The organism is Anaerotignum lactatifermentans, from assembly GCF_016902535.1.
Classification (GTDB): Bacteria; Bacillota; Clostridia; order Lachnospirales; family Anaerotignaceae; genus Anaerotignum; species Anaerotignum lactatifermentans_A.
The window spans coordinates 283,089-295,220 of record NZ_JACSNY010000002.1; the positions used below are offsets into that span (position 1 = coordinate 283,089).

The 12,132-nt window shown below is 46.2% G+C and carries 9 protein-coding genes and 1 rRNA gene; 1 reads left to right on the plus strand and 9 read right to left on the minus strand.

Annotated features, from left to right (window positions below; translation table 11 throughout):
• Positions 1 to 96: 96 nt before the first annotated feature.
• The 7 genes from scfB to H9X84_RS02870 form a co-directional block, all read right to left on the minus strand.
• Entirely contained in the window at positions 97 to 1,476 is a 1,380-nt protein-coding gene (scfB, locus tag H9X84_RS02840) for a thioether cross-link-forming SCIFF peptide maturase (RefSeq protein WP_205132808.1), read from the minus strand.
• Positions 1,477 to 1,577: 101 nt separating this feature from the next.
• Positions 1,578 to 1,718, minus strand: coding sequence for a six-cysteine ranthipeptide SCIFF (scfA, locus tag H9X84_RS02845; protein ID WP_205132809.1), 141 nt, complete (start codon positions 1,716 to 1,718; stop codon positions 1,578 to 1,580).
• Between the two features lie 83 nt (positions 1,719 to 1,801).
• Entirely contained in the window at positions 1,802 to 3,217 is a 1,416-nt protein-coding gene (locus H9X84_RS02850; protein WP_205132810.1) for an aminotransferase class I/II-fold pyridoxal phosphate-dependent enzyme, read from the minus strand.
• A gap of 258 nt (positions 3,218 to 3,475) precedes the next feature.
• Positions 3,476 to 4,471, minus strand: a complete 996-nt coding sequence (locus H9X84_RS02855) for a DUF2156 domain-containing protein (protein WP_205132811.1) — start codon at positions 4,469 to 4,471, stop codon at positions 3,476 to 3,478.
• 17 nt (positions 4,472 to 4,488) lie between these two features.
• On the minus strand, positions 4,489 to 5,583 hold the full coding sequence (locus H9X84_RS02860; RefSeq protein WP_205132812.1) for a GNAT family N-acetyltransferase: 1,095 nt from the start codon (positions 5,581 to 5,583) through the stop codon (positions 4,489 to 4,491).
• Positions 5,584 to 5,679: 96 nt separating this feature from the next.
• On the minus strand, positions 5,680 to 6,726 hold the full coding sequence (gene mutY / locus H9X84_RS02865; RefSeq protein ID WP_243423492.1) for an A/G-specific adenine glycosylase: 1,047 nt from the start codon (positions 6,724 to 6,726) through the stop codon (positions 5,680 to 5,682).
• Between the two features lie 89 nt (positions 6,727 to 6,815).
• Entirely contained in the window at positions 6,816 to 7,445 is a 630-nt protein-coding gene (locus H9X84_RS02870; protein ID WP_205132813.1) for a formate/nitrite transporter family protein, read from the minus strand.
• Positions 7,446 to 7,668: 223 nt separating this feature from the next.
• On the opposite strand from H9X84_RS02870, the gene H9X84_RS02875 reads away from it, so the two are divergent.
• Positions 7,669 to 9,000, plus strand: coding sequence for a D-serine ammonia-lyase (locus tag H9X84_RS02875; RefSeq protein ID WP_205132814.1), 1,332 nt, complete (start codon positions 7,669 to 7,671; stop codon positions 8,998 to 9,000).
• 245 nt (positions 9,001 to 9,245) lie between these two features.
• Here H9X84_RS02875 and clpB read toward each other — a convergent pair whose 3' ends face one another.
• Both clpB and rrf read right to left on the minus strand, forming a co-directional pair.
• The gene (clpB, locus tag H9X84_RS02880) at positions 9,246 to 11,834 is read right to left on the minus strand and encodes an ATP-dependent chaperone ClpB (RefSeq protein WP_205132815.1); all 2,589 of its coding nucleotides are present in this window, start codon (positions 11,832 to 11,834) and stop codon (positions 9,246 to 9,248) included.
• A 198-nt stretch (positions 11,835 to 12,032) separates the two neighbouring features.
• A 5S ribosomal RNA gene (rrf, locus tag H9X84_RS02885) occupies positions 12,033 to 12,132 on the minus strand; the annotation flags it as partial.

Sequence of the window (12,132 nt, forward strand, 5' to 3'; positions counted from 1 at the left end):
CTCCACTGAAGTGTATTTTTTACCATAAAAAGATCAAAACATTTTTTCCTCTCTCCAAAAAAAGAAGAGGCCCCGAAAGACCTCTTATGATTTGATTTATAACTGCTGCATCTGTTTTGCTACCTGAATCATAATAGCGCACTCCATCCGCTTACGGAAGAGCTGACAGCCGTATTCGTATACACCGGTAATATCCCCGGTCGCATGGTACGCATTGGCCGCGCAGCCGCCGGAACAGTAGAGTTTCGCCCAGCAATCCTTACATTCTTTTCTGGCATAAGCGCTGCAATGACGGAATTTATCCTGTACCGCTGTATTGGTCACGCCCTTCCATACATCCCCCAACAGATATGCCGGATCGCCTACAAACTGATGGCAGGGATACAGGTCTCCCCATGGAGTTACCGCCAGGTATTCCGTACCGCTGCCGCATCCTGTCACACGTTTATAGACACAGGGGCCGCCCGTCAGATCAATCATATAATGATAGAAGGTAATGGGTTTTCCCTCCGCTTCTCTGCGGAGCATATCCTTTGCCAGGATCTCATACTGCTCAAAAAGTACAGGCAGATCTTCCTCGGTCAAAGCATAGGGCTCATTAGGTGCGCAGACAACCGGTTCCATGGACAGTTCCGTAAAACCCAGATCCGCCATATGGAAAATATCTTTTGTAAAATCCACATTGCCATGGGTATATGTGCCGCGGACATAATAGCCCTGATTGTTTCTGCTTTTTACCAGCTTCTGGAACTTGGGCACAATTACATCGTAGCTTCCCTGTCCGCCCACAGTGCGGCGCAGTCTGTCATGGATTTCTTTTCTGCCATCCAGACTCAGAACGACATTATGCATTTCCTTATTGGTAAATTCGATCACATCATCATCAATGAGCAGGCCGTTCGTTGTCAATGTAAAACGGAAATACTTTCCTTTTTCTTTTTCAATGCTTCTTGCATAGGCTACCAGCTGTTTGACCACATCCCAGTCCATCAAAGGTTCTCCACCAAAGAAGTCCACTTCCAGATTTCTTCTGGAACCGGAATTTTCCACCAGGAAATCCAGTGCCGCCTTGCCCACCTCAAAACTCATGAGAGCGCGCTCGCCCTGATATTTCCCCTGGCTGGCAAAACAGTAGTCGCAGGTCAGATTGCAGGTATGTGCCACATGTAGACAAAGCGCCTTAACCACATGACTGTTTTCTTTAAAATGCAGAGCGATATCTTCATAAAGATCTTCTGCGAACAGTTTGCCATTTTTCTTCAATTCTTCGATGCCATCCAGAATTTCCTGAAGCTCTTCCTCATTGACCTCCGGCAGATGGCCATATTTTTCCAGTATTGCCGCTTTGATTTCTTCCGGCTGATGCTCCTCATACATCCCGATCATATCGTAGGCAATATCGTCCACCACATGAACGGAACCGCTGAAAACATCCAGCACAATATTATAACCATTTAATTTATACTGATGAATCATATGTATTTCCTCTCTTTTTCCCGAAAAAAAGTTCATTTCCGTAAAAAATCGCCGCCCATAACCATTTCGGACCATGGACAGCGATTTTCTCCTGTCAAAGATTATCTCTTTTCACACTGCTGGTTTGCAACACCACAGGATGTTTTGCAAGCAGACTGACAGGATGTCTGGCATTCGCCGCAGCCGCCGTTCTTTGCGCTGGCAGCCAAATCACGGGTATTCAATGTCTGAATATGTTTCATGTATCTCACCCCTTTACATTCTCGGTTGCCTTCCGTACTGGAAAGCTATCCCTATCTTATTTAATCATATCTTGCCTGTTCTGTCAAACCATAGCTGAAAATTCTGTATCCAAAGTTAAAACAAAAATTCTTTCTTCCAGGCTATACGCACTGTGGATTTCCACGCCGTTACGACGCATTATTTTCATTTTTTCCAGTATTTCTGCCGTAATTTCTTCCCCAGGAACGAGAAGCGGTATTCCTGGCGGATAAGCCCAGAAATAATCCGCCGATATTCTGCCGATGGCGTTTTCCGCAAAAACCGCCTCTTTTTCTGACTGTACGGCCTGCTCTATGGTACACACGGCGTTCGGCAGCGTCATTTCCTCCGGCGCTGTGAGATTCTGTTTTTTCAGTCCAGCGTCTATGCTGCGGAGGGCATCCGCCAGTCTACGCAGTCCTTCCTCGCTGTCACAAAGGCTTGTCATGGCCAGAACCGTATTTACCGTAGACATTTCCGTCTCCAGGAGAAACTTCTCTCTCAGCATCCTGGCAAGCTCCGGCCCTGTAAGATTCGTTTCCTGGGTTCCAATCAGTATTTTCCCCCGATCATGGGCATAAACCTCTTCCATGGGATAAAAGATCCGCAAGTGCTTTAGCTGGGAAGTTCTGGCGTAAAATTCCCTCAGCAATGCGGTATATTTAGGCAGGATATGGTTCTTATGTTTTTTCAGATATTCCACACAGGCTTCCATCGCGCCCAAAAACAAATAGGATGGACTACTAGTCTGAAATACGGCCAGCTGCCTTTGGACCTCCTGTTCCACGATTCTGCCACACCGAATATGCATAATCGCTGTTTGGGTCGGGCTGGGCAGCGTCTTATGAAGGCTCTGGATCACAATGTCTGCGCCGCACTGTATGGCAGAGGGTGGGAATTCTCCCATGCCCAGGTGGGCGCCATGGGCCTCATCAACAATCAGAATTCCTTCACGCCGATGGACCTCCTCCGCAATGGAGGCGATATCTGATAAAACCCCTTCATAGGTTGGCGAAGTGAGAAGTACCACACGACATTCCGGATGAGCATCCATGGTCTCCGCCACAGTCGTTGGTGAAATACTTCCGAAAATACCCCATTCCGGAATCAGTTCCGCCTGCAGATATACGGTTTTCAGACCACAAAGCTCCACGCCGTGATAGACCGCTTTATGGCAGCCTCGCGCCATCAAAATGGTATCTCCCCGCTTCGTGCAGGCTCGAATCGCCGCTAAAATGCCGCCGCTGCTGCCATTGACCAGAAAAAAAGAACGATCCGCGCCAAAAAAAGCGGCGGCTCCCTCCATGGCGTCTTTCAGAATTCCCTCCGCCTCATGAAGATTGTCAAATCCGCTGATTTCCGTAATATCCAGCTCCAGGGGCAGCGGTGAGGGAAAAGAAGTCTGCCGTTTATGACCCGGCATATGAAATGAATAAAACCCTGATCCACTATATTCTTTTAATTTTTGAAATAATGTCATGTTATACTCCTCTTCTGCCTGTAATCAGATAATATACACGGGATAAAACCTGTTTGTTTTTCTATTCTTTATCCTATCACACCTGCGGCTCTTTTCCAAATAAAAAAGAAGTCTGTAATAAATTATAGTCTCCCAAAAACAAATATCGCTGAAATCCTTGCAGTACAAGGAATTCCAGCGATTCTGCCTCATAAATAAAACGATTTTCCGATAGAAGTGACCACCACTTTCTTAAGCAGTGTCTGCTCCACTTTCTTTTTATTCTTCCTCTTCTTCTTTGCCCCAAAGTCCCTTCACATTTGTCAGGTCCCGCAGGCTCAGCAGATGCTTCTCTACCATAAACGCAGGATAATAGGAGCGTTTTGCTTTCCGCATTCCCGCGTGCCCCATATCCTCTTCTCTGTTGATATAAAGAACATCCTCACACTCATGCAGAACATACTGCTGGTTAATCATCGGGAAAAGACCATCAATCTCTGTATCCGCTTTTTCGATGTGTACCAGCTGGGTATCGTCCTGAAGACGCTCCCCTACGGTAAAGGCACGAAGTTTTCCATCCACAAAAATGGTACCGCCAGTCAGACCCAATGCATCCATGTTTCCCAGAGCCAGAGCAACGGATTTTTTCTCATCCGCCAATTCCGATGCGTCTTCCCGCTCCGCCATCCATTTATCGTAAAGCTTCAGGCAGTCGCCTACCAGGGCGGGTTCCAGCTTTCTGTACTCATAATCGGGATAGTTGGCAAGGAATTTATTGATATGATTCCGTTTACCGTGGAGCTTTTTGCCACGCAGTGTGGCCAAACTCTCTCTCTCATAGACATAGTCCCATGCGATATCTGCCGGCATGGAAAACATTTCCGGACAAGCCTCCAGCATTTTATCTCTGAACGGTGTCCATACGGAACGGAAGGTAGGCTCTACCCCTGCTGCCTTCATATAGTCTACGGCATCATACACAGCCTTACGGTAATCTACTCTCACGCCATATTTGGGAATCGGCGCCCAGAAAAACAAGGGAACCCCAGCGAAATCCAGTTTCACGTACAAACAGCTGTTCTTTTCCGCAAACTCCATTTTTCCATCTGCGCCCCAAATAAACATATTGGCAAAGGACAAATCAGAGCAGCCCAAATGCCACGGCTTTGTATAACTTTCCACCAGTTCTTTTTCCTGCAACGTAAAGGGCCGGAAACAAAACGTTTCCTGCAAATCTGCTTTCATTTCTTTCTCCAGACACTGCATTTCCGGCATAATCTCAGCCTCCATCTCTAATATTCATCAATAATATAACAAGGTACCTTCGGCAGCGCCTCCGCAATCTCCCGAAAACCTTTTTCATCTTTCACTTCTATCCAGGGCCGCTGTTCCTCCAGAGAGCGGTAACCAACCAATACAGGAAGAAGCTTTCCCGCCGAAATAACAAAAGACGGCGGTTTCTGGCTGTTCTTTCCGCTCAAATCAAAGCAGCCGTTGTTTTCTTCTATGACGGTATCCCGCAGACAAAAGGAGGATTCACTTTCCAGCCCAAGTCTTTCGAGCAACAGGGAAATATTCGCAAGACCCATAACCCCTTTAGGAAGGATCTTTTTCTCGCAGCAGGACAAAGTCACATCTGTATCCGGCGGCAGCTTTACGGAGCATTTTCGTCCGCCGCCCAGAGTAAGCAAGTCCTCCAAAAGCGTCTGCAACGCCTCTGTCTCTCCGGCCGCCTCTACACAGGTCAATTCATCCTGTGTCAAATAAAAACAGGCATACGCCGATGGGGAATCTTTTCGGTCTACAACGATTCTGCCGCCATCAGCGCTGTAATCATCCATTTTTCTGATAAAATCATCTACGCCGCGCAACACAATACCGCTGTATTTCCGGGCAAATTTATCATAACAGGCAAAGGCGTTTTTCCGCTCTTCCCCTTCCAGAAATATAAGCTCTTTCTTCTGGGTTACTGGCAGTTTCTCCGCCGTCAGATAACAGGCATCCGCAACGGTTTCGTGACCAAAAGAAAAATAACTTTCCAAAACAGCCGGTGTATGGACTGCCACCGCTTTTTGATGCTGGCGCAGTACCTTCATATTATATGAAAACATCCTGCCCATATAACCTCTTTTACGATACTGCGGATGAGTGCAGACACCGCAGAGCATTGCACCCTCGATCCGTTTGCCGCGGATAAGAATATCATAAGGAAACGCCTGCATGGCACTGGGCAGGATTCCATCCAGCTCCAAACACACGGAATAGGATGGGCAGAACCGATGGATAAAAAACCACTGGCAAAAGGCGTCACTGTCACCAAAACAGATCTGCCAAAGATCTCTATATGCTTTTTGATCCGACTGTTTCGCGATCCTGACCTGTTCCATGGTTCTCCTCCTTTTCCTTGTAGTTTGCTATGATTATTGTATAATAAATTTTAAGAAAAGTCAAATAACAATCATTATCAAATAATACTGGCAAAATTACTGTAATTTCTTCCGGCCTTCCGCCCAAACTGCCCGAAAAGCAGAAGGAAGCGCATATTCCTCCGTGATTCTGTCTGGTTCCAGCCATAAAAACGGGGTATCCTCTGTACTTTTTGTCTGAACAAAGTAACAATCCATGTCCCATTGAACATGTGTAAAAATATGTTTTCTGTGGCGCATCGGCGTAATTTCACCGTCCAATATCCCCCAAAGATGCAGCAGACTGGGCAGAGAGATCTCTGCGCCACCATTGGGCAGCTCCCATAAATTCGCCAGCAGCCCGGGACCTCTCTTCCGCAGCGCCACTCGTTTTCCGTCTGTCAGAAAAACTACCTGAAGCCGTTCCACAGTACGGGCTTTTTTCTCCCCTTTTACCGGATAAAGGTGAATCACGGACTGCCGGTATGCGCCGCAGTACTCCCGAAAGGGACAAATGCCGCATTTTGGCTCCCCATTTGGCAAACAAATTGTAGCGCCTACTTCCATCCATCCTTCATTGACATCAGAGGCAATTTCTCCAGTCAATACGTTCTCTAATTCTTCCTTCCAATATTTCTTCGTAGCTTCCAGTCCGATATCCTGCGCGTCCAGAAAAATTCGGGACAAAACACGCAGGACATTTCCATCTACGGCGGCATGTGGCAGACCAAAAGCGATAGAGGCGATCGCGCCAGCCGTATAGGTACCGATCCCCTTCAGGGAACGCAGTTTTTCATAATCAGCGGGAAGAGCGCCGCCATATTCCTTCATGATCTGCTGCGCCGCTGTCTGCATATTTCTGACCCTGCTGTAATAGCCGAGTCCTTCCCAAAGCTTTAAAATCAGTTCCTCCTCTGCCTCCGCCAAGTCCTTTATGGCAGGCAATGCCGCCAGAAAGCGCTCGTAATATGGCTTAACCGCCTCTACTCTGGTCTGCTGGAGCATAATTTCAGACAGCCAGATGCGATAAGGGTCCTTCGTCCTTCTCCATGGAAGATCCCGTTTATTTTCCCGATACCATTCGATCAGTAATGGCAGCAGCTGTTTCATCTCTTCTTCTCTCATACCATTCCTCGTTTCCGTTTTTGTTGTTTCCTTCCAGCAATAAGAAAGCCAGAAATCCTCTCTAAAGATCTCTGGCATAGATTCAGTTTTTATGCTTCTCTCTGACGGAATATCCGCAGATACACAGGAATCAGCAATCCACCAACACTATTGCCCAATGTCATCACAACCACAGCCGCCAGGCAGTGACCACTCCAAACACCTGCCAGACTGAAATAAAACATATTGGCAATTACGTGCTCAAAACCACTGAGAATAAATACCATTACCGGTACAAACACACCTATGGTGCGAATGGTAGAGCCGCTCTGATTTCTGAATACATCTACGGCAATAAACATCAGCATACCGCAGAATACAGCCAGTAAAAACAGGCTAAAAAACTCATCCTGTAATTTCACAGCGGCGATATTCTGCACTTTTTCCGCCATGGACTCATAGATTCGGCTGTTCCGTACCATAAAGGCAACAAGATAAGTGCCGCAAAAATTACCTGCCCAGGTAATCAAAAGCTCCAGGAGATAAACAGGTTTTTGAAATGCCAGATAACCAATCTTTCCTGTATACAGATGCAGCTGGAACACAACAACAGTAAACAGTCCCACGGCAAACAGAAAACTGCCTACCACGGGATTTCCCTGCGACAGATATACTGTACCGCCCATCCCAATCATCATACCCGCTAATATCGCGGAAAAAAATTGCCTGATTCGTTCCATGGTCATCCACCTTCCACAAAAACTAATACTTTCTTCTGTTTACAGTATACTTTTCCTGCCTTTTCTTGTCAATGTCTGACACCTTTTTCCCATAAACAAACACGATTTTACTCTTTTTCTTTCACATTTGTGTTTTTTTAAAAACCCCTTCTGTCCAAGAAAAGAAGATTGTGCTATAATCAATACATTGAAATTATTCTATTTATGTTTGGAGGTAATACCTATGGCTCAAGAATTTTGGAATCGCGCAGAAAACAAGCCCCTGCTGGAAGCTGTTAGTCAGGGAAAGGAAGTTATCTGGATCAATGAAAGACTCACATCCACTGAGGAAGCTATGTCCCAGATTCAGCTGACCATGGCTGACATTGATGACGCGGAAGCTCGGCTGGCTCGTTTTGCTCCTTTTATTCAGAAAGTTTTCCCGGAGACTGCACCCAGAAACGGTTTGATCGAGTCTCCTTTGACAGAAATTCCCAAAATGCAGAAAAAGCTGGAGGAAGAATATCAAACATCCATTCCTGGCAGACTGTTCTTGAAACAGGACAGCCATCTGGCTATTTCCGGCTCCATCAAGGCTAGAGGCGGCATCTACGAAGTATTGAAGCATGCGGAAGATCTGGCGTTGGAATACGGCAAAATCAAAGTAACTGATGATTATTCCGTATTCGCATCTGATGAATTCAAAAAATTCTTCAGCCAGTTCAAAATCCAGGTAGGCTCTACCGGCAATCTGGGCATGAGCATCGGTATCATGAGCGCAGCACTGGGCTTCCATGTTATCGTTCATATGTCCGCAGATGCAAAGCAGTGGAAAAAGGATCTCCTTCGTCAGAGAGGCGCTGAGGTTGTGGAATACGCTGACGATTACAGCAAGGCTGTTGAAGTTGGCAGAAAGAACTCCGACGCCGATCCCAAGAGCTATTTTGTCGATGATGAAAACTCTGTTACACTGTTCCTGGGCTATGCGGTTGCCGCAAAGCGTATCCGTGCTCAGTTTGAGGAAAAAGGCATTATTGTTGACGCGGATCATCCTCTTTTTGTCTATATCCCCTGCGGCGTTGGCGGCGCCCCCGGCGGCGTAACCTTTGGTCTGAAACAGATCTTTGGAGATAACGCTCATGTATTCTTTATCGAACCGACACAGGCGCCCTGCATGCTGGTAGGCATGGCATCCGGTCTGCAGAACGAAGTATCCGTACAGGACTTCGGCCTTACAGGCAAAACACACGCAGACGGGCTGGCCGTTGGACGCGCATCCGGCTTTGTCGGCAGCGTTATGAACCATATGCTGGCCGGCATCCTTTCTCTGGAAGACTACCATATTTACGACCTGATGCGTGATATCGTAAACACAGAGGATATTTTCCTGGAACCCTCCGCCTGCGCTTCCTTCTGGGGCCCTATCCAGCTCAAGAGCAAAGAAATGCAGAGCTATATCAAGAAAATGGGTCTGGAAGATAAAATGGCAAACGCGGTACATATTCCCTGGGCAACTGGCGGCAGTCTGGTTCCTCAGTCTATCCGGGAAGAATATATGCATACCCATTTGAAATAAGATGGCTTCACACCATCTTTATCATGGAAGGTGGACTTTATATTAAAATGATATTGTGCAGAAAGAAATAACATTTTTGCACAATATCAAGTCAAAACAAAAAACAGCTGAAATCCATATACCTGAAAGGATTTCAGCTGTTTTTATTTCACTGAATTTCTTTTTGTCCAGTTTTTTCAGTATCCGTCAGGAGCGCAAGGTACGCAGCTTTCTATGTTGCTTGTACAGCAGCTCTGTTTCCTTTTTTATTCTACTGTAATCTCATACTGCCCATTGTTTACGTCCACTACCAAAGTTGTACCTTGGTCGATATCTCCGGCAATAATCTTTCTTGCCAGCAATGTTTCAATATCACGCTGTACCAGACGTTTCAAAGGTCTTGCGCCAAAAGCGGGATCATAGCCTGTTTCAACAATATAGTCTTTTGCGGCATCAGTCAAACGGCATTTCAGCTGTTTATCCGCCAGACGTTTATTCAGATCTTTCATAATCAGATCAATAATATGTGTGATATTGTCCTTGGTCAGAGGTTTGTAGAATACAATCTCATCCAGTCTGTTCAGGAATTCCGGACGGAAGGAGTGACGGAGCAGCTCTTCCACCTGCCCTCTGGCATTATCTGTAATTTCACCTTTTTCATCAATGCCTTCCAGCAGATAGTTAGAACCCAGATTGCTGGTCAAAATAATGACCGTATTTTTAAAGTCTACGGTTCTGCCCTGAGAATCGGTGATTCTGCCGTCATCCAATACCTGCAGCAGAATATTAAATACATCGGGATGCGCCTTTTCCACTTCATCAAACAGAATAACAGAATAAGGCTTTCTCCGAACGGCCTCCGTCAGCTGGCCGCCTTCTTCATAGCCAACATATCCGGGAGGCGCACCAATCAGGCGGGACACGCTGAATTTTTCCATATACTCCGTCATATCAATACGGACCATGTTTTTCTCATCGTCAAACAAACATTCTGCCAGTGTTTTTGCCAGCTCCGTTTTCCCGACACCAGTAGGCCCCAGGAACAGGAAGGAACCAATGGGACGGTTGGGGCTCTGGATACCGGCACGGCTTCTCAGGATCGCTTCCGCAACCTTCTGTACGGCCTCATCCTGTCCAACGACTCTCTCATGGAGAATATCTTCCAGATGAAGCAGTTTTTCCCTTTCGCCTTCCATCAGCTTGGCAACAGGGATTCCTGTCCACCGCTCAATGATGCGGGCAATTTCTTCTTCTGTTACCTTATCACGAAGCAGTGTATTTTTATTGCCGTTCTCTTCGGCCTCTTTTTCCTTTTCTTCCAGCTCTTTCTGCAGCTGCGGCAGTTTGCCGTATTTCAATTCCGCCGCTTTATTCAGGTCGTATTTTCTTTCCGCCGCCTCGATTTCCGCGTTGACGTCCTCAATCTGCTCACGCAGTCTCTGTACAACACCAATGGCATCCTTTTCATTCTCCCATTTTGCCTTCAATGCGGCAAATTCGTCCCGCATTTCCGCCAATTCTTTCTGAATTTCTTCCAGATGCTCTTTGGACAGCTTGTCATCCTCTTTTTTCAAAGCGGCTTCTTCAATCTCATGCTGAATGATCTTTCTCTGGATCACATCCAGTTCTGTAGGCATGGAATCCATTTCGGTACGGATCATAGCACAGGCCTCATCCACCAAGTCAATGGCCTTATCCGGCAGGAATCTGTCGGAGATATACCGATTTGACAATGTGGCTGCCGCAATCATAGCCTGGTCCTGAATTTTAACGCCATGATATACCTCATAACGTTCTTTCAGGCCACGCAGGATAGCAATCGTATCCTCCACAGTGGGCTCATTTACCATAACCGGCTGGAAACGGCGTTCCAATGCAGGGTCTTTTTCAATGTATTGCTTATATTCATTCAGAGTCGTAGCGCCGATACAGTGCAGCTCGCCTCTTGCCAGCATAGGCTTCAACAGATTGCCCGCATCCATGGCGCCGTCGCTTTTCCCTGCACCAACAATAGTATGCAGCTCATCAATAAACAGGATAATACGTCCTTCACTTTTTTTAACTTCGTTCAGAACTGCTTTCAGTCGTTCCTCAAATTCCCCTCTGAATTTCGCACCTGCAATCAAAGCGCCCATATCCAAAGAAAAGATTGTTTTATCCTTCAAACTGTTCGGTACATCTTCTTTTACAATTCGCTGTGCCAGTCCTTCGGCGATGGCTGTTTTACCAACACCAGGCTCGCCGATCAGCACAGGATTGTTCTTTGTTTTTCTGGACAAAATCCGAATTACATTACGAATTTCATCGTCTCGGCCAATCACAGGGTCCAATTTTTTGCTTCTTGCCTTTTCTACCAAATCAGTGCCGTATTTTTTCAGCGCGTCATAGGTTGCTTCGGGAGAATCACTGGTGACACGTGTGTTCCCTCTTACGGTGGCAAGGATCTGCATAAAGCCTTCCTTTGTCACCTGATACTGACGGAAAATTTCCTTCAGCGCCTGATTAGGGCTGTTTACCATGGACATAAAAATATGCTCCACAGAAACATATTCATCCTTCATATTTTCCGCCAGCTTTTCCGCCGCTGTTAATGTTTTTTCCAGGTCAGAAGCCACATAAGTCTGGCCACCGGTTGCTCTGGGCAGTTTTTTTACTTCCTGTTCTACCGCCATGGTAAATCCATTCAGATTGATATTCATTTTCTGCAGCAGCTGGGGGATCAAACCATCTTCCTGCTGCAATAACGCCAACAGCAAATGCTGCTGATCCATCTGCGGGTTACCATATTCTACAGCCATAGACTGGGCGTTTTGAATGGCTTCCAAAGATTTCTGTGTAAATTTTTGCAGGTTCATAACCATTCCACCTTTCTACGTATTGATTTCCATATTTTGTGTGTCTTTTTTAACACATACCTATTATACATTGTTAGCACTCACTTGTAAAGAGTGCTAACAATATTTTATCAACAAATTTTTTCTCATTTTTGAAAAAAACTTGTGCAAAAATAAACATGAAAAAAGCGAGGAAATCTCCTCGCTTTTCAAATTGGATTCCGGCGACCATCTACTCTCCCAGGCAGCTCCCCACCAAGTACCATCGACCGCTTAGGTCTTAACCGTCGTGTTCGGAATGGGAACGGGTGTGTCCCCT

Coding starts and splice junctions, on each gene's coding strand:
- H9X84_RS02870 (WP_205132813.1), bottom strand. CDS start 7,445: ATGGAACGAATCAGGCAATTTTTTTCCGCGATATTAGCGGGTATGATG.
- mutY (WP_243423492.1), bottom strand. CDS start 6,726: ATGAGAGAAGAAGAGATGAAACAGCTGCTGCCATTACTGATCGAATGG.
- scfB (WP_205132808.1), bottom strand. CDS start 1,476: ATGATTCATCAGTATAAATTAAATGGTTATAATATTGTGCTGGATGTT.
- H9X84_RS02850 (WP_205132810.1), bottom strand. CDS start 3,217: ATGACATTATTTCAAAAATTAAAAGAATATAGTGGATCAGGGTTTTAT.
- scfA (WP_205132809.1), bottom strand. CDS start 1,718: ATGAAACATATTCAGACATTGAATACCCGTGATTTGGCTGCCAGCGCA.
- H9X84_RS02855 (WP_205132811.1), bottom strand. CDS start 4,471: ATGCCGGAAATGCAGTGTCTGGAGAAAGAAATGAAAGCAGATTTGCAG.
- H9X84_RS02875 (WP_205132814.1), top strand. CDS start 7,669: ATGGCTCAAGAATTTTGGAATCGCGCAGAAAACAAGCCCCTGCTGGAA.
- clpB (WP_205132815.1), bottom strand. CDS start 11,834: ATGAACCTGCAAAAATTTACACAGAAATCTTTGGAAGCCATTCAAAAC.
- H9X84_RS02860 (WP_205132812.1), bottom strand. CDS start 5,583: ATGGAACAGGTCAGGATCGCGAAACAGTCGGATCAAAAAGCATATAGA.